Source organism: Mycobacterium saskatchewanense, from assembly GCF_010729105.1.
GTDB lineage: Bacteria > Actinomycetota > Actinomycetes > Mycobacteriales > Mycobacteriaceae > Mycobacterium > Mycobacterium saskatchewanense.
On the sequence record NZ_AP022573.1, the window covers coordinates 5,779,283 to 5,796,395 of the forward strand.

Consider the following 17,113-nt stretch of genomic DNA (forward strand, 5'->3'; position numbering starts at 1 on the left):
TGTAGTGGCAGGTAAGGCCCGCGTACACGAGTTGGCTAAGGAACTCGGTGTCACCAGCAAGGAAGTGCTCGCCCGGCTTAATGAACAGGGCGAATTCGTCAAATCCGCGTCGTCGACCGTAGAGGCGCCGGTTGCGCGCCGGCTCCGGGAGTCCTTCGGCGGTGGCAAGCCGGCCGCGAAGTCCGGTGGGCATGCCACCGCGAGGCCGGCCGCCAAGTCGCCCGCCAAGTCGCTCGACAGGGCCCTCGACCAGGCGATCGGCAAGGCCACCGGTAACGGTGAAGCCGCCGGTGGCCCCGCCAAGCCGGCCGACACCGGCGCGGTGGCCACCGCCGCCTCCCCGTCCGCACCCGCACCGGCGCCCGCCCGTCCGGGACCGGTGCCCGGCCGGCCGTCGGCACCGCCCCCGGCGCCGGGGCCAGCAGCGCAGCCTGGGCAGTCCGGCCCGCACCCCGGTGCGACACCCGGCCCGCGGCCGGGGCCGATCCCCCGTCCCGCCGCCCGCACTCCGCGCGTCGGCAACAACCCGTTCTCGTCGGCGCAACCCGTCGACCGCCCGATCCCGCGTCCCATGGCGCCGCGTCCCGGTGCTCCCAGGCCGGGCGCCCCGCGCCCGGGGGGCGCGTCGCCCGGCAACATGCCGCCACGTCCCGGCGGCGCCGGCGGCCAGGGCCGCCCGGCGCGGCCCGGCGCACCGCGGCCCGGAGGTAGTCGGCCCGGTGGGCCCGGCGGCCGCTCCGACGGTGGCGGCGGTAACTACCGCGGCGGTGGTGGCGGCGGCGTCGGTGCCCCGCCCGGTGGTGGCGGCGGCTTCCGCGGTCGCCCCGGCGCCGGCGCCGGCGCCGGCGGTGGCGGCGGCGGTCGCCCCGGTCAGCGCGGCGGCGCGGCGGGTGCGTTCGGCCGTCCCGGCGGCGCGCCCCGGCGCGGCCGCAAGTCCAAGCGGGCCAAACGCGCCGAGTACGAGAACATGCAGGCGCCGGTCGTCGGGGGCGTGCGGCTGCCGCACGGTAACGGCGAAACCATCCGGTTGGCGCGCGGCGCGTCTCTGTCGGACTTCGCCGAGAAGATCGACGCCAACCCGGCGGCGCTGGTGCAGGCCCTGTTCAACCTCGGCGAGATGGTGACCGCGACGCAATCGGTCGGCGACGAAACCCTTGAGCTGCTCGGCAGCGAGATGAACTACGTCGTGCAGGTCGTCAGTCCCGAGGACGAGGACCGCGAACTGCTGGAGTCCTTCGACCTGACCTACGGCGAGGACGAGGGCGGCGAGGAAGACCTGCAGACCCGCCCGCCGGTGGTGACCGTCATGGGTCACGTCGACCACGGTAAGACGCGACTGCTCGACACCATCCGAAACGCCAGCGTCCGCGAGGGCGAGGCGGGCGGCATCACCCAGCACATCGGTGCCTACCAGGTGGCCGTGAACTTCGAGGGCAGCGAGCGGCTGATCACCTTCATCGACACCCCGGGTCACGAGGCGTTCACCGCTATGCGTGCCCGCGGCGCGAAGGCCACCGACATCGCGATCCTGGTGGTGGCCGCCGACGACGGCGTGATGCCGCAGACCGTGGAGGCGATCAACCACGCGCAGGCCGCCGACGTGCCGATCGTGGTGGCGGTCAACAAGATCGACAAGGAGGGCGCCGACCCGGCGAAGATTCGCGGGCAGCTCACCGAATACGGTCTGGTGGCGGAGGACTTCGGTGGCGACACCATGTTCGTCGACATCTCGGCGAAGGTGGGCACCAACATCGACGCGCTCGAGGAGGCGGTCCTGCTGACCGCCGACGCCGCCCTGGACCTGCGGGCCAACCCCGACATGGAGGCCCAGGGTGTGGCGATCGAGGCTCACCTTGACCGCGGACGTGGTCCGGTGGCCACCGTGCTGGTGCAGCGCGGGACGCTGCGCGTTGGCGATTCCGTGGTGGCCGGCGACGCCTACGGGCGCGTCCGCCGCATGGTCGACGAGCACGGCGACGACGTCGAAGAGGCGCTGCCGTCGCGGCCGGTGCAGGTCATCGGCTTCACGTCGGTGCCCGGCGCCGGGGACAACTTCCTGGTGGTCGACGAGGATCGCATTGCCCGGCAGATCGCCGACCGGCGCAGCGCCCGCAAGCGCAACGCGCTGGCGGCCCGCTCCCGCAAGCGGATCAGCCTGGAGGACCTGGACTCGGCGCTGAAGGAAACCAGCCAGCTGAACCTGATCCTCAAGGGCGACAACGCCGGTACGGTCGAAGCGCTGGAGGAGGCCCTGCTGGGCATCCAGGTCGACGACGAGGTGGCGCTGCGCGTCATCGACCGCGGCGTCGGTGGCATCACCGAGACCAACGTCAACCTGGCGTCGGCGTCGGACGCGGTGATCATCGGGTTCAACGTGCGCGCCGAGGGCAAGGCGACCGAGCTGGCCAACCGCGAGGGCGTCGAGATCCGCTACTACTCGGTGATCTACCAGGCCATCGACGAGATCGAGAAGGCCCTGCGCGGCATGCTCAAGCCGATCTACGAGGAGAATCAGCTGGGTCGCGCCGAGATCCGGGCGCTGTTCCGATCCTCGAAGGTCGGCCTCATCGCCGGCTGCATGATCAGCTCCGGTGTGGTGCGCCGTAACGCCAAGGCCCGGCTGCTGCGGGACAACATCGTGGTTGCCGACAACCTCACGATCACCTCGCTGCGCCGGGAGAAGGACGACGTCACCGAGGTCCGCGAGGGCTTCGAGTGCGGTATGACGCTGGGCTACAACGACATCAAGGAAGGCGACATCATCGAGTCCTACGAGCTCGTGCAAAAGGAGCGCGCCTGACCACCGCCAGCGTTGCGGAACGAAGTGACGAGGTCGGGGTCCCTCCGCTTGCGGGCGGGAGGCGGTGAATCGACCACCGCCGACGATGCAGAACGAAGTGATGAGGTGGAGGCGGTGAATCGATATGCCTGATCCGGCCCGGGCGCGGCGGCTGGCAAAGCGGATCAACACGATCGTCGCCTCGGCGATCGAGTTCGAGATCAAGGATCCGGGGCTGGACGGGGTCACCATCGTCGACACGAAGGTGACCGCTGACCTGCACGACGCGACCGTGTTCTACACGGTGATGGGTCGCACCCTCGACGAAGAGCCCGACTACGCGGCGGCGGCGGCCGCGCTGGACCGCGCCAGGGGTGCGTTGCGCACCATGGTCGGGGCGGGCACTGGGGTGCGCTTCACCCCGACGCTGACGTTCACCCGCGACACGACGGCGGATAACGTGCAGCGGATGGACGAGTTGCTGGCCCGGGCGCGCGCGGCGGACGCCGACCTCGCGCGGGTACGTTCGGGTGCCAAGCCCGCCGGCGAGGCCGATCCATACCGTGTCAGCGGGTCAGAGGACGGGACCGCCGGTGACGACGACCAACTCGAAGACTGACCTGGCCGGCGTCCCCGCCACGGGGGCGCGCGTCGACGCTTTTGCTGCCGTTGAGCTGCTCTCGGCGGCCGCGACTGTCGCGGTGGTCGCGCACGTCCATCCCGATGCCGACACCATCGGCGCCGGCCTGGCGCTGGCACTGGTGCTCGAAAGATGCAGCAAGCGCGTCGAAGTCAGTTTCGGCGCGCCGGAGACCCTGCCGGAGTCGCTGGCGTCCCTGCCGGGCGGTCACCTGCTGGTCAGCCCCGGCGCGATGCGCCGGGACGTCGACCTGGTTGTGACCGTGGATGTTCCGAGCGTGAAGAGGCTGGGGGAGCTGGCCGACTTGGCCGCTCCCGGCCGGCCACTGCTGGTCATCGACCACCACGCCAGCAACGACATGTTCGGCACCGCGAACTTCATCGACGTGTCGGCGGATTCCACCACGATGATGGTCGCGGAGTTGCTCGACACGTGGGGCAAGCGAATCGAACCCGATGTCGCGCACTGCATCTACGCGGGCCTGACGACCGACACCGGATCATTCCGCTGGGCCAGCGCCGACGCGCTACGGTTGGCGGCCCGGTTGGTCGACATCGGGGTGGACAACGCCGCCATCAGCCGCACGCTGATGGACACCCATCCGTTCGGGTGGCTGCCGCTGCTGTCGCGCGTGCTGGGCAGCGCGCGCCTGCTACCGGACGCGGCCGCCGGTCGCGGCCTGGTGTACGCGGTTGTCGACAACCGGGACTGGGTGGCCTCGCGGCCCGAGGAGGTCGAAAGCATCGTCGACATCGTCCGCACGACGCAGCAGGCCGAGGTCGCGGCCGTCTTCAAAGAGGTCAGCCCCCGCCAGTGGTCGGTGTCGATGCGGGCCAAGGCGGAGGTGGACCTGGCCTCGGTCGCCTCCACGTTCGGCGGCGGCGGCCATCGGCTGGCCGCCGGATACTCGACCGCCGGTTCGATCGACGACGTGGTTGCGTCGCTGCGCGCGGCGCTCGGCTGACTCCGGGCTAGAACGCCCAGCTTCCCGCCCGCCGCAACACGAACCCGTGCTCCCCGCTGGTGGCGTCGAGGCACGCGACCATGACGTCGGCCCCCACGGCGCAGGTCACATTCAGGTACGACACCTTCTGGCCGGTGACCAGCGGTTTGCCGCCCGACGGCAGCGCCGCGGGGTTCCCGTCGCAGACGCCGTAGGACATCCGGGTCAACTCGTAGCCCGGTCCCTTGAAGTTGACCGCACCCACCATGCAGTCGCCGGGCCTGGCCCGGGCGCCGCCGGAGATCGGCACGTCGTCCATGCCGGGCATGTCACCCGTGCACCGGATGTCCTGTGACGGTTGCGGCGCGGGCGCCGAGCCCCCGTAGAAATCGCACACCAGGCTGGGCGAGGCGGAGAAGCTCACCCGCGGCGACCCGCCCTGCGGCGGCGTCGTGACGTAGCCGTCCGCCGGCACGGCGGTGAAATTGTCGAGGCTGGGAAATCCCGGCGGCGGTTGCGCCGCGGCGCGCGGCGCGGGCGTGAGCCCGGCCGCGAGGATCAGCCCGGCGAGCAGCCGCGCGGGCAGGACGACCGCACCCATCAGTCCTCCTCCGCTCGCGTGCTGGTTTCGTGGTTCTTCTCGACGTGGTGATTGTGGATCGTATTGGTCGCGGTCACCGGTCGTTCACCCCGTCCTGGGAGTCGCCTCCATCCACAGACCCAGGGCGATCACAAAGCAGACGATCACCATCGCCAGCCCCAGCGCCGGCCACTTCCACATCAGGGTCCCGCGCAGGCCCGAGACGAGCGTTCCGCAGGCCGCCACCAGCAGCGCGACCCCGACTCCGGCCACGATGACCAGCGCCCCCGTCCAGGTGTTGTGCACGAAGTGGGAGACCTGCGCGCTGTCGCAGTTGTCGCTGCAAATCGGCATCATCAACCACGCGGACCCCAGCAGCGCCGGGACGAACGCCAGGGCGCTCGCCGCCAGCTGCCCGACGAACAGCAGCGTGGTCGCGACGATGTCGGCGGTCGACCGCTTTCGGGGCGGCGGCGCGAAGCCCGGTTGCGTGGACATGGCCGGCAGGCGCCGCTACCGCACCTGGGCGCGCCCGCGTTGCAGTACGGCCTCGCGGTTCGCGGCGATGTCGTCGCCCGTCGTCCGGAACTGCCTGGCCGCCGTCGCTTCCAGCCAAAGCCCCGCGCTGGTCTGCGCGTCGTCGATCCGGTGGTAGGAGGCCAGCAGTGCGCGCACCGCGTTCTGGTTGTTGCCGACGATCGACGCCGCGACCGTGCGGGCCGCGGGCAGCAGCTGGCCGTGCGGCACCACCTCGGTCACCAGTCCGGCGCGCAAGGCGTCGGCGGCGGAGAGGTAGTCGCCGGTCAGGCTCATCCGCCGGGCCACGCCGACGCCGACTTTCTGCGGGAGCCGGACGCTCAGCCCCCAGGTGGGCAGCAGGCCTACCCGGGCGTGGGTGTCGGCGAAGCGCGCCTGCTCCGAGGCGATCAGGATGTCGCAGTACAACGCGAGCTCGAGCCCGCCTGTGACGGCGGCGCCGTTGACCGCGCCGATCACCGGCTTGGTCATCGCCGGCCATCGCGGCGAGATGTCCGGCAGCGCCGACTGCCCGCCCAGCTCCTTGAGATCGAGTCCCGCACAGAACACTGGATCGGCCCCGGTGACGATGACGACGTCCACGCCGTCGTCGGCCTCGGCGGCGGCCAGGGCCCCGAAGAACTGATCCCGCAGCGCGGAGGACAGCGCGTTGCGGGACTGCGGCCGGTTGAGGGTCAGGGTGCGTACCCGCTCGTCGGTCTCGATCACCAGGATGTCGTCGGTCATACGGCAACCGTAAAGGGTCGGGACGGACCCGATTGGGAGCGGCTGGGCTCTCGGCGCTCAGCCGGCGACTCAGCCGACGGTGCTCTCGAGCTCCGCAAGTCGCGATTCGAGTTCTGCGAGCCGGCTACGCAGCGCTTTCTCCTCGTTTCGGCGCTCGGTCACCTCACGCATTATCGCCGAGATCCCGACAATGCGGCCGTCATCCTGACGCAGCAGCGCGACGCTGAATTCGATCGACAGCCGGTGTCCATCCCGATGTGTCGCAGGAACACTCAGTAGCTTGTCGCCGTAGCGGGTGTGACCGGTGGCCATCGTCTGGTGGTAACCGTCCCAGTGCCGTTTGCGCAGCTTCGCCGGGATGATGATATCGAGATTCTCTCCCATCGCCTCTGACGACGAGTAGCCGAAGATGCGCCGCGCCCCGTCGTTCCACAAGCGGATCACGCCTTGGGCGTCGCAGACCACGACCGCCTCCGGCGTCGCGCTCACCACGGCCTGCGCCAGCCGTTCGTGGCTCACGTTCGCGTCCGCGGTACCCGATTCGGCCTGCGGTGCCGCCGGGTGGGTAGCTGCGCTGTTCATTGTCCTGCCTTCCTCGTGGTGGTCCCCACCGCCAGCGGGGCCCCAAGCGCGGCGGGGACGTCGTCCAAGACGTAGACTACCGCATAATGCATACTGCATACCGTCTGCAACGGGATGACGGCGTCAGCCGACCGGCGTTCGGCGGGCAAGGAGGAACGTACGTGCTGCTACGACAACTCGAGTACTTCGTCGCGGTGTCCAGGGAACGGCACTTCGCGCGCGCGGCCGAAGCCTGCTACGTCTCGCAGCCCGCGCTGTCGGCGTCTATCGCCAAGCTGGAGCGGGAGCTCAACGTGACCTTGATCAATCGCGGGCGCAACTTCGAGGGCCTGACCATGGAGGGCGAACGGCTTGTCCTATGGGCCAAGAGGGTGCTTGCGGTGCACGATGGGCTGGTGGCGGAAGCCGCGGCCTTGCGGTCCGGCATCTCGGGAGTATTGCGGCTGGGTGCGGGGCCGACCGTATCGACCACGATGGCCTTGCCTATCGCCGCCTTCTGTTCCTTGCACCCGCTGGCGCGGGTCAAGATGGTATCCCACCTTCCGGCAACCGAATTGGCGCGCCAGTTGCACCGCTTCGAGCTCGACGCCGCCATCGCCCACTTCGATGTGAGTGATCACACCGGCTTGGAGCTGGTTCCGCTCTACGAGGAACAGTGTGTGCTGCTGGTTTCGGGCAAACAGCTCGTGGGCTCGGCGGAGACCATCACGTGGTCGGAGGCGGCCCAGCTGCCCCTCGTGCTGCTGGGCCCGGAGGTCGAGTTCCGGAAGTTCATCGACCATGCGTTTGCGACCGCGGGCGCAGTGGTCCTACCGCAGGTCGAGACCGATTCGATGGCTTTGCTTTGCGCTCACGTCGAGACGGGGGAGTGGGCAAGTGTGGTACCGCACAACTGGTTTCGCGCGATGCAGACGACCGGCGCAATGCGGGGACTGCGTCTGGTCGAGCCCGACCAGCGTGCGCCGGTGGCCATCGCCGTCAATGCCTCGGCCGCTGGGTCGGCGGCGGCAAGGGCTTTCCTGAACGTAGCGGTCGGGGCGCCCCTCGGCCGCGAACACCACACCTTCGCGGGTCCCGATCCGGGTGTTGCCGTTGATCTGGAGACGGAGCCGACGGTGACGACGGAATCTTTCGTGGCTTGAATGCCTCGGCAATCGCGGTGTCTGTCGGGACCGAGTCGCCGAGGGCCGTGATAACTCTCGTTTATCTCGTGAGTGCCACTAAGTCTTGGACGTAGTTCCCCCTGTTGGAGAAAAGTGAAGAGTAAGACAGAAATTCGATCAAGGCAGCTACTGCCGGAAAAGGAAGTCCTGATGACTGCCGCTACCGTCGAAGGTACTGAGGCCGAAGACGCCGGGGCTCTGACTGATGGCATCCACTTGGTGGTTGACGCGCTTCGGCTCAATGACGTGCACACCATCTACGGGCTGGTGGGCATTCCCATCACCGATCTGGCGCGGACCGCACAGGCGGCAGGCATCCGCTACATCGGTTTTCGTCATGAGAGTGCCGCAGGGCACGCCGCGGCCGCGGCCGGGTTCCTGACTCAGAAGCCCGGGATCTGCTTGACGGTATCGGCGCCAGGGTTCCTCAACGGTCTCGTGGCGCTGGCCAATGCGACCACCAATTGCTTTCCAATGGTGCAGATCTCGGGCTCCAGCGAGCGTCACCTGGTGGATCTGCAGCGGGGTGACTACGAGGAGATGGATCAGCTCGCGGCGGCCAAACCCTTCGTCAAGGCTGCGTACCGGGTGTCCCGTGCCGAGGACATCGGTCGCGGCGTGGCGCGCGCGATCCGGACTGCGGCGTCCGGGCGTCCAGGGGGGGTTTATCTGGATATTCCGGCGGCCGTGCTCGGTGAGGTCGTCGACTCGGCGTCGGCCGCGAAGACGTTGTGGCGCGTGGTCGACCCCGCCCCCCGGCAGCTCCCCGACATCGAATCGGTGGACAAGGCCATCGAATTGCTCGCCGGCGCCGAACGGCCCCTGATCGTCTTGGGCAAGGGCGCCGCGTACTCGCGGGCCGACGAGCAGATCAAAGAGTTCGTAGAGAGCACCGGAATTCCGTACTTGCCGATGTCGATGGCCAAGGGCCTGTTGCCCGACGACCACCCGCAGTCGGCGGCGACGTCGCGGTCGTTGGCGCTGCGCCGGGCCGACGTCGTGCTGCTGGTCGGCGCGCGACTGAACTGGCTGCTCGGACACGGCGATGCGCCGCAGTGGAATCGCGACGCCAAGTTCATCCAGATCGACATCGAGCCCAGCGAAATGGACAGCAATCAACCGATCGCGGTGCCTCTGGTCGGCGACATCCGCTCGGTCATGCAGGCGCTGGTCGAGCGGTCCAAGCTGGGACAGATCAGCACTGCGGCGCAGTGGCGGGAGGAAATCGTTCTCAAGGGGGCGCAGAACGTCGCCAAGATGGCGGACCGCCTGGCGGCGGCTCGCATCGCTCACCCGATGAAGTTCCTCGGCGCCCTCCAGGTCATCCGGGATGTGCTGCAGGACAATCCGCGAGTCTGCCTGGTGAACGAGGGCGCGAACGCTCTGGATCTGGCCCGCAACACGATCGGCATGTATCGGCCGCGACGACGGCTGGACAGCGGCACCTGGGGAGTGATGGGCGTCGGGCTGGGATTCGCGATCGCGGCGGCCGTGGAGACCGGCGAGCCCGTCGTCGCGATCGAGGGCGACAGCGCTTTCGGCTTCAGCGGAATGGAATTGGAGACGATCTGCCGCTACAAGCTGCCCATCGTCACCGTGATCCTCAACAACGGCGGCGTGTACCGCGGCGACGACGTCTCGAGCTCCGAAGACCCGGCGCCCACCGCGCTGGCCGCGCATCACGAGTTCATGATCAAGGCCTTCGGTGGTACGGGTTACCGCGCGGAGACGCCCGACGAAGTTGCCGACGCGCTCCGGGAAGCCCTTGCGTCGGGTCAGCCGTCGCTGATCGATTGCCTGATCGACCCGTCAGACGGAACGGAGAGCGGCAACATCGCCCACCTGAATCCCAAGGGCATAACCAACAAGGGCTGAACGGGAACCGGCCTGTCAGCGGCCGGGACGCACAAGAGATAACTCGAAAGCACGGGAAAGAAAGGGAATCTGTTATGACCGAACTGCCGTTGGCCGGGATCAAAGTCATCGACTTCACCGGCGTCCAGGCGGGTCCAGCCTGTACGCAGATGCTCGCCTGGTTTGGGGCGGACGTCCTCAAAGTCGAGCGCACGACCGGTGGCGATGTGACGCGTAACCAACTTCGCGACATACCGGACGTCGACGCGCTGTACTTCACGATGCTCAATAGCAACAAGCGCTCGTTGGCGATCAACACGAAGTCCCCCCAGGGCATCGAGGTCATGGAGAAGCTGATCCGCCAGGCCGATGTGCTGGTGGAGAACTTCGCGCCGGGCGCCATGGACCGAATGGGGCTGTCCTGGGACAAGTTACAGTCCTGGAACCCGCGGCTGATCTTCGGTTCGGTCAAGGGCTTCAACGACGACTCGTCGTGGAACGACCTCAAGGTCTACGAGAACGTCGCGCAGTGCGCCGGCGGCAACGCGTCCACCACGGGATTCTGGGACGGACCGCCCACGGTCAGCGGTGCGGCTCTTGGTGACTCGAACACCGGGATGCACCTGCTGATCGGCATCCTGACCGCGCTGATCGCGCGGGACAAGACCGGTAAGGGCCAGAAGGTGTCCGCCTCGATGCAAGACTCCGTGCTGAACCTGTGCCGGGTGAAGCTGCGCGACCAACAGCGCCTGGAACGTGTCGGTTACCTCGAGGAGTACCCGCAGTACCCCAACGGTACGTTCGGCGACGCGGTGCCCCGCGGCGGCAACGCCGGCGGCGGCGGCCAGCCGGGCTGGGTGCTCAAGTGCAAGGGGTGGGAGTCCGACCCGAATGCCTACATCTATTTCACGATCCAGGAGCAGAACTGGGCGCGGACGGCAGAGGCGATCGGGCGGCCCGAGTGGGCCACAGACCCGGCCTACAGTACCGCGCTCGCACGCCAGGACAAGATCTTCGACATCTTCGCCGAGATCGAGAAGTGGCTGGCCGACAAGACCAAGTACGAGGCCGTCGACATCCTGCGCAAGTGGGAAATCCCTTGTGCGCCAGTCTTCTCCATGAAGGAGCTGGCCGTGGACCCGGACCTCCGCAAGAGTGGCACGGTCGTCGAGGTGGAGCAGAAGGGGCGCGGGACTTTCCTGACGGTCGGTAGCCCGATCAAGTTCTCCTCCTTCAAGCCCGACATCAAGGGCGCGCCGCTACTCGGCGAACACACCGACGAGGTATTGGCCGAACTGGGTTATGACGAGGACACCATCGCAAAGTGGCGCCAGGACGCCGTCGTCGTCTGACAGGTCGCGCCGGGCGCTCGGGCGCCCCGAATCGCCGGGTCGAGGCGAATGGCCCCAGGGATTTTGTCCCTGGGGCCATTTCGTCGCTAGCGCGCATATCGCACCAACAGGAGGCTCGGTATAACGCCGGTCTTTGTGGCCACCAAACCGAGACGCTGCTGCCCGGCCCGCTGTGCGGCCGGGGAGCAGTTTTCTTCATTTGCGCCTGTGATCGGGCGCTGGATCAGTCCGGCACACGGCAGGCGGGATACCCCGGCCGCTGAAGCAGACGCGGCACGAAGGTGGCGCACAGGCAGATCAAGCCCATCGCCACGACCATGATGTCTTGCGGTCGTTCGCCGACCCGATAGACGCGTCCGTACGGGCGAATCCGCGTAACCGGAATTTCATCCTTGAGGGTTGGCATGGCGACTCCTATGCATGGCGACTCCTATGCATACGGTATGCAGCGTTCTACTCCGGTTCGCGGCAAGCGTCCAGGCTTCTTTAAGGTCACGCGCGGAGAATGGATGGCTGAGGATGAAGGTCCTTACCGCAACACGATTGGGGGGTAGACGCGTCGTCCGGACTTTGCCGGCGGCGCCGGACCCGGCCCACCCCTATCCGCGATGGCAGATCGGAAATGGTATTGCTCTGGACAATCGGAGAACTTTTGGTAACACTGGGCGTATACGGTATACAGTCTGCAGTCACGCAAGTGCCCGTTCGACCGGTGCAGCCCGATTCACTGCCTCGGAACCCCGAGCTGCCGAAGGCAGGTCCAGTATTCGAGGAATCGATGAGCGCAATGGTCAGTGATCACCGAACTCCAACGAACCGCCACGGCGACAACTCCTCAAAGGGGGAACTCATGGGTAAGGCTTTAGACGGCGTTCGCGTGCTCGATATGACCCATGTCCAATCGGGCCCGTCCGCCACCCAAATGCTCGCGTGGCTGGGTGCCGATGTCGTAAAGCTCGAGACGCCCAACGGCGGAGACGTCACGCGGGGCCAGCTGCGCGACCTGCCCGACGCGGACAGTCTGTATTTCACGATGCTGAACTGCAATAAACGCAGCGTCACCGTGAACATGAAAAGCGAAGACGGTATAGACATCTTCGCCCGCCTGGTGCAAGGTGCCGACGTCCTGGTGGAGAACTTCGGTCCTGGCGTCATCGACCGGTTTGGGTTCAGCTGGGAACGGCTGCGGGAGATCAACCCCAGGCTGATTTATGCATCCATCAAAGGCTTCGGCCCGGGCAAGTACTTCAATTTCAAAGCGTACGAGATTATCGCGCAAGCGATGGGTGGGGCAATGGCCACAACGGGTTTCGAGGACGGCCCACCGACGGCGACGGGTGCGCAGATCGGAGACTCGGGCACCGGGATTCATTTGGTCGCCGCGATCTTGGCGGCGCTGTTGCAGCGCACCAACACCGGCGTCGGGCAACGGGTCGAGGTGGCGATGCAGGCGGCGGTCCTCAATCTCTGCCGGGTGAAGCTGCGCGATCAGCAACGGCTCGCACACGGTCCGCTGCGCGAATATCCCAACGAGCGCTTCGGCGACGAGGTGCCGAGGGCCGGCAACGCGTCCGGCGGAGGCCAACCGGGATGGGCGGTTCGCACCAAAGGCGGGGGTCCCAACGACTATATCTACGTCATCGTCCAACCGGCTGGATGGGCGCCGCTCGCCCGTCTCATCGGGCGGCCCGACCTCGCCGACCACCCGGACTGGGTCCGGCCGGAAGATCGGCTACCCAAGCTGGACAAGGTTTTCGCGTTGATCGAGGATTGGAGCCAGCGACACACCAAATGGGAGGCCATGGAGCAGCTCAACGCTCTCAACGTGCCTTGTGGCCCCGTGCTTAGCACCAAGGAACTGATCGAGGACCAGACACTGGCCGATCTGGGCGCGATCGTCACCGTCGAGCACCCCGAGCGCGGGGCATTCAAGACCGTGGGAAGTCCGCTTCGGCTTTCCGACTCGCCCGTCGACATCGTGCGTCCGCCGCTCCTGGGCGAGCACACGGAGGAGATCTGCCTGGAACTGGGCTATTCGCGAGAACAGTTGCAGCGCTTCAGAAGCGCCGGGGCGATCTGAACCCGCGACGCTGACATGGGCGTGGGAAGCAGCTAGAGACCGACTGGTTCGGCCGACATGGATCCGGTTGTCGCCGAAGGCCCCGCGCGGCGCGCGGCAGCCCCGCGACGTTTCCGGGCTGGACGGCCGTGGCTTCGAACGGCCAATCGAGGTTGTGGGGCGGGTGAAATTACCGGCCGCGCACCGCCATAGGGCCCGCGGGGCAGCGAATATTGCGCTCCGCGAAGCACACCCAGCTCGACGGCGCCGCGTGGTTCGACGCGGGCAGCCCCCTCCTAGCCCCTTTTCGAAAGTGAGTCAACGATGTCTTCAGCTCGCGCAACCTACCGCGAGGTTACCGATGCTAACGGTCGCGTATATCGTGTCGGCGAAACCGACCGTCAGCTGCTCGGCAGGTCCCGAGCGTCGATGGTGTGGCTGCCGTGGATCGCGATGATGGCAGTCAGCGTCTTCGAGTACGGCTACGGCGCCGCCGCCGACACCCTGCGCCACGCCCACGGCTGGACTTTGTCCCAAACATTCTGGTTGCTGTCGGCCTGGGCGGTCTTCCAGGCCGCCGTCGCCTATCCCGCAGGCCGGCTTCGGGAAAAGGGGATCACCTCGGCGCGGTCGACGATGTTGGCCGCCGCCGTGCTGTCTGCGCTGGGATTCGTCACGGTGGCGCACAGCAGCAATCTGGTGGTGGCCTTCCTCGGATTTGCGGTATGCGGCGGCTGCGGCGTCGGCCTGGTGTACTCGACGGGAATCACCATCGTCGGCAAGTGGTATCCCGAGCGGCGCGGCGCGAAGACGGGATTCGTCTGTGGCGGTTTCGCCTACGGCGCGGTGCCCTTCATTTTCATCTTCAGCTATGCGCTGCATCCCAACACCTATGTGTGGCTCCTCGACTTGGTGGGCGCCTTCATGCTCGTGGTGCTCGTCATCTGCGGTGCCAGTTTCCAGGACCCCCCGAAGAACTGGTGGCCGGCGGACGTCGACCCTTTGCAGCACGGCGCCGCCGGGGCCAGCGCCAGAAGCCTGCAGAAGAATCCGCCCGCGGTCCGGCAGTACGGTCCGGTCGAGGCGATCAAGACAGGCATGCTGCCGTTGATGTGGCTGTCGTTGGGGATCACGACCGGGGTATCGCTGTTCGGCATCAGCTACATGGTTCCGTTCGCCAAGCACCTTGGTTTCGGGGCGTTGATCGTGGCGTCGTCGGCGGGCGGCCTGTCGATCATCAACGGCGTCGGTCGCGCGGTGACCGGCTTCGTCTCGGACCGGATCGGCCGCAAGCAGACGCTGCTGATAGTCCTGCTGGTTTCGGTTGTCGCGCTGATCGGCCTGCTCTACACCGGACTGGCCAAGAACGAGATAGCCTTCCTCTTCTTTGCCGTGCTGGTCGGGTTCGGCGGGGGCGCGTTCTACCCGCTGTTCGCCACGCTGACCACCGACTACTTCGGCGAGAACAACAACGCCAGCAACTACGGCATCGTTTACAGCTCCAAGCTGGTGGGCTCGATCCTCGGAATTGGCGTGGGCGCCAGCGTAATCGACGCCTGGGGGTACACCGGTGCCTACTGGCTGGCCGCGGCCAGCGCGCTGTTATCGGCGATCACCGCGGCGTTGCTCCGTCAGCCGGGTCGACGGGCCAGGACTGCGGTAACGCCCGAATCCGTGGATCACGCAACTCCTTCGGCGCCGTCGGCGGCTTCTTGACGCCTCTTGTGGTAGATCTCGCGCGTGCGCTCGGTGTGCCGACGCATCAAGTCGCCAGCACGCCTTCCGCTGCGCCCGGCGATGGCCTCGATGAGCTCGGCGTGCTCGTCCCAGGCGTCCTTGCCGCGGGTCAGCGCGATGGGCTGGTAATACCAACGCACCCGGCGACCGACCTGGGCGATGAGGCCCGCCAGCACGCTGTTGGCCGACATGGCGACGATGGCGGAGTGGAAGGCATCGTTGGCGGCGACAAGGCCCTCCTTGTCGCCGCCGGCGAGCCGCCGGCGAGCGCCTTTTCCCCAGTCCGGTGCAGCTCCCAAAGGTGTTGCACCTGTGGCGGCTTTGCCGCGCGGGCGGCCAATCTGGCCGACTCGGCTTCCAGCAGGGTGCGGACAGCCAGTAGCTCGTCGGCTTCGGCATCGGTGGGTACGTGCACAAACGCGCCCAATGCGGGGCGGAGGTCAACCCATCCCTCGCTTTGCAGGCGTTGCAATGCCTCGCGAATGGGCTGGCGACTCACGCCCAATTGAGTCGCCAGGTCGTTCTCCACCAAGTGTTGGCCCGGCCGCAGCTCACGGGTGATGATCAACTCCATCAGCGCCTCGTAGGCGGCCTCCCGCAGCGGCGCCGGACGTTCGAGCCTCATCCGCGACCCAGCCTGGCCCGACACGCCGGTGGTTACCATGAAGTTCTTCCTCGCTCCCATCCTGGTTGGTCAGCTAACGCCGGTCAGCGTACTTAGCATACAGTCCACAACATCCAATTCCGCGCTGCGGCGCCGTGAGTTCTGCGCCGTTTGCCGACGGTGTGCCGCAGGACCCGCCACCGGTGGTGGAGGCAAAGAAGAAAGGTTGGCGAGCAGACCGCAAGATCTGCTCGCCAACCCAGGTGGATCCGGCCGTCGAAGCGCCTTCGCCCGCGTCAGCCGCCCGCCTAGGCCGCCCCGGAGGTCGCCTTGGCGGTGTACGAACGCGCCCCCACACCGGCCAAGGCGCCCCCGTCGACGATGAGGTACTCGTCGCGTATCGGCTTCCCGCCGAAGTAGCACTCGAGAATCTCTCGCGTGCCGGCCGCGTACCGGGCCTGTGCCGACAGGGTGGAACCGGAGATGTGCGGCGTCATCCCGTGATGCGGCATCGTGCGCCAGGGGTGGTCGGCCGGCGCCGGCTGTGGATACCACACGTCGCCGGCATACCCGGCCAATTGGCCAGTTTCCAAGGCGCGCACGATGGCACCCTCATCGCAGATCAGCGCCCGCGCGGTATTGATCAGGTAGGCACCGCGTTTCATCGTGGCCAGCAGGTCGTCGTTGAACAGCCCACGGGTCTCCGGGTGCAGGGGAGCGTTGATCGTCACCACATCAAGATGCGGCACCATGTCCTGCACGCTGGGGTGGAAGGTCAGGTTCAGCTCTCGTTCGACCTCCGCGGGCAGCCGGTGCTTGTCGGTGTAGTGCAGGTGTACGTCGAAGGGCGCCAGCCGGCGAAGGACCGCGAGCCCGATCCGCCCGGCGGCGACGGTGCCCACGTGCATTCCTTCGAGATCGTAGGAGCGCTGCACACAGTCGGCGACGTTCCAACCGCCTTCGACGATCCACCGGTAGGACGGCAGGTAATTGCGGACCTGCGACAGGATCATCATGACCACGTGCTCGGCGACGCTGATGCTGTTGCAGAACGTGACCTCGGCGACCGTGATGCCGTGGTCGATCGCCGCGTCCAGGTCGACGTGGTCCGAGCCGATGCCCGCCGTGAGCGCCAATTTGAGCTTGGGGGCCCGGGCGATCCGCTCGGCGGTCAGGTATGCCGGCCAAAACGGCTGGGATATCACCACTTCCGCGTCCGCGAGGTGCTTGTCGAATTCCGAATTGGTGCCATCTTTGTCGGAGGTCACGATCAACTCGTGGCCGAGGCCCTCGAGGTACGGGCGGAGGCCGAGTTCACCGGAGACGCTGCCGAGCAGCGCACCCGGGGTGAAGTCGATGGCCGAAGGCGTCGGCAGGGTTTGTCCGTCCGGGTAGCGTTCCAGGAGGGGCAGGCCGTCGCGCGGGAACTCGGTGGGATAGCCGGTTACCGGGTCGTCGTAAAGGACGCACACCACTTTTGACATAGATCTCGATTCCTTTCTTGCGCCGATGTCGGCTCTTTCCCTGCCGCCGCGTTGGTGCGGCGGTCAAGTGTGT

The 17,113-nt window shown here is 67.3% G+C and carries 15 protein-coding genes and 1 pseudogene; 8 read left to right on the forward strand and 8 right to left on the reverse strand.

Annotated elements, in window-relative coordinates; all coding sequences use genetic code 11:
• Positions 1-4: 4 nt before the first annotated feature.
• The 3 genes from infB to G6N56_RS27185 all read left to right on the forward strand — a co-directional run bounded on the left by infB (position 5) and on the right by G6N56_RS27185 (position 4,383).
• On the forward strand, positions 5-2,800 hold the full coding sequence (infB, locus tag G6N56_RS27175) for a translation initiation factor IF-2 (protein WP_085256416.1): 2,796 nt from the start codon (positions 5-7) through the stop codon (positions 2,798-2,800).
• A 124-nt stretch (positions 2,801-2,924) separates the two neighbouring features.
• Positions 2,925-3,398 carry a 30S ribosome-binding factor RbfA gene (gene rbfA, locus G6N56_RS27180; protein ID WP_085256415.1) on the forward strand — a complete coding sequence of 158 codons (474 nt, stop codon included), beginning with the start codon at positions 2,925-2,927 and terminating at the stop codon, positions 3,396-3,398.
• Complete coding sequence (locus G6N56_RS27185; protein ID WP_085256414.1) at positions 3,373-4,383, forward strand: DHH family phosphoesterase; 1,011 nt, start codon at positions 3,373-3,375, stop codon at positions 4,381-4,383. Before rbfA ends, G6N56_RS27185 begins: the two co-directional genes overlap by 26 nt.
• Before the next feature lie 7 nt (positions 4,384-4,390).
• Here the strand turns inward: G6N56_RS27185 and G6N56_RS27190 are convergent, their stop codons facing one another.
• The 4 genes from G6N56_RS27190 to G6N56_RS27205 form a co-directional block, all read right to left on the reverse strand.
• On the reverse strand, positions 4,391-4,963 hold the full coding sequence (locus tag G6N56_RS27190) for a hypothetical protein (RefSeq protein ID WP_085256413.1): 573 nt from the start codon (positions 4,961-4,963) through the stop codon (positions 4,391-4,393).
• 84 nt (positions 4,964-5,047) lie between these two features.
• Positions 5,048-5,440, reverse strand: a complete 393-nt coding sequence (locus tag G6N56_RS27195) for a hypothetical protein (RefSeq protein ID WP_085256412.1) — start codon at positions 5,438-5,440, stop codon at positions 5,048-5,050.
• Positions 5,441-5,455: 15 nt separating this feature from the next.
• On the reverse strand, positions 5,456-6,205 hold the full coding sequence (locus tag G6N56_RS27200; protein ID WP_085256411.1) for an enoyl-CoA hydratase: 750 nt from the start codon (positions 6,203-6,205) through the stop codon (positions 5,456-5,458).
• A 69-nt stretch (positions 6,206-6,274) separates the two neighbouring features.
• Entirely contained in the window at positions 6,275-6,724 is a 450-nt protein-coding gene (locus G6N56_RS27205; RefSeq protein ID WP_232069160.1) for a PAS domain-containing protein, read from the reverse strand.
• Positions 6,725-6,948: 224 nt separating this feature from the next.
• Between G6N56_RS27205 and G6N56_RS27210 the strand changes: the two genes are divergently transcribed.
• The 3 genes from G6N56_RS27210 (at position 6,949) to frc (G6N56_RS27220) (ending at position 11,156) form a co-directional block, all read left to right on the forward strand.
• Complete coding sequence (locus tag G6N56_RS27210) at positions 6,949-7,929, forward strand: LysR family transcriptional regulator (protein ID WP_085256409.1); 981 nt, start codon at positions 6,949-6,951, stop codon at positions 7,927-7,929.
• A gap of 171 nt (positions 7,930-8,100) precedes the next feature.
• On the forward strand, positions 8,101-9,825 hold the full coding sequence (gene oxc, locus G6N56_RS27215; protein ID WP_085256408.1) for an oxalyl-CoA decarboxylase: 1,725 nt from the start codon (positions 8,101-8,103) through the stop codon (positions 9,823-9,825).
• 74 nt (positions 9,826-9,899) lie between these two features.
• On the forward strand, positions 9,900-11,156 hold the full coding sequence (gene frc, locus G6N56_RS27220) for a formyl-CoA transferase (protein ID WP_085256407.1): 1,257 nt from the start codon (positions 9,900-9,902) through the stop codon (positions 11,154-11,156).
• A 223-nt stretch (positions 11,157-11,379) separates the two neighbouring features.
• On the opposite strand, the gene G6N56_RS27225 is transcribed toward frc (G6N56_RS27220), so the two are convergent.
• Positions 11,380-11,562 carry a hypothetical protein gene (locus G6N56_RS27225; RefSeq protein WP_085256406.1) on the reverse strand — a complete coding sequence of 61 codons (183 nt, stop codon included), beginning with the start codon at positions 11,560-11,562 and terminating at the stop codon, positions 11,380-11,382.
• A 444-nt stretch (positions 11,563-12,006) separates the two neighbouring features.
• Here G6N56_RS27225 and frc (G6N56_RS27230) point away from each other — a divergent pair, with 444 nt between their 5' ends.
• On the forward strand, positions 12,007-13,236 hold the full coding sequence (frc, locus tag G6N56_RS27230; protein ID WP_085256426.1) for a formyl-CoA transferase: 1,230 nt from the start codon (positions 12,007-12,009) through the stop codon (positions 13,234-13,236).
• Positions 13,237-13,671: 435 nt separating this feature from the next.
• On the forward strand, positions 13,672-14,931 hold the full coding sequence (locus G6N56_RS27235; RefSeq protein ID WP_232069162.1) for an OFA family MFS transporter: 1,260 nt from the start codon (positions 13,672-13,674) through the stop codon (positions 14,929-14,931).
• Here G6N56_RS27235 and G6N56_RS29340 read toward each other — a convergent pair.
• From G6N56_RS29340 to G6N56_RS27245, 3 genes and pseudogenes are all read right to left on the reverse strand, one after another.
• A complete protein-coding gene (locus G6N56_RS29340; protein WP_232069163.1) occupies positions 14,895-15,251 on the reverse strand; it encodes an FCD domain-containing protein in 357 nt (118 codons plus the stop codon). The two genes, G6N56_RS27235 and G6N56_RS29340, sit on opposite strands and share 37 nt — an antisense overlap.
• A 173-nt stretch (positions 15,252-15,424) precedes the next feature.
• Positions 15,425-15,637: pseudogene (locus G6N56_RS29915) on the reverse strand (GntR family transcriptional regulator); the annotation flags it as partial.
• 227 nt (positions 15,638-15,864) lie between these two features.
• Entirely contained in the window at positions 15,865-17,040 is a 1,176-nt protein-coding gene (locus G6N56_RS27245) for an NAD-dependent formate dehydrogenase (protein WP_085256403.1), read from the reverse strand.
• Positions 17,041-17,113 lie beyond the last annotated feature (73 nt).

Excerpts from the sequence above, each read along its gene's own strand:
- G6N56_RS27245 (WP_085256403.1), bottom strand. The coding sequence starts at position 17,040 with ATGTCAAAAGTGGTGTGCGTCCTTTACGACGACCCGGTAACCGGCTAT.
- G6N56_RS27200 (WP_085256411.1), bottom strand. The coding sequence starts at position 6,205 with ATGACCGACGACATCCTGGTGATCGAGACCGACGAGCGGGTACGCACC.
- G6N56_RS27190 (WP_085256413.1), bottom strand. The coding sequence starts at position 4,963 with ATGGGTGCGGTCGTCCTGCCCGCGCGGCTGCTCGCCGGGCTGATCCTC.
- G6N56_RS27235 (WP_232069162.1), top strand. The coding sequence starts at position 13,672 with ATGGCAGTCAGCGTCTTCGAGTACGGCTACGGCGCCGCCGCCGACACC.
- oxc (WP_085256408.1), top strand. The coding sequence starts at position 8,101 with ATGACTGCCGCTACCGTCGAAGGTACTGAGGCCGAAGACGCCGGGGCT.
- G6N56_RS27225 (WP_085256406.1), bottom strand. The coding sequence starts at position 11,562 with ATGCCAACCCTCAAGGATGAAATTCCGGTTACGCGGATTCGCCCGTAC.
- G6N56_RS27195 (WP_085256412.1), bottom strand. The coding sequence starts at position 5,440 with ATGTCCACGCAACCGGGCTTCGCGCCGCCGCCCCGAAAGCGGTCGACC.
- frc (WP_085256426.1), top strand. The coding sequence starts at position 12,007 with ATGGGTAAGGCTTTAGACGGCGTTCGCGTGCTCGATATGACCCATGTC.
- frc (WP_085256407.1), top strand. The coding sequence starts at position 9,900 with ATGACCGAACTGCCGTTGGCCGGGATCAAAGTCATCGACTTCACCGGC.
- rbfA (WP_085256415.1), top strand. The coding sequence starts at position 2,925 with ATGCCTGATCCGGCCCGGGCGCGGCGGCTGGCAAAGCGGATCAACACG.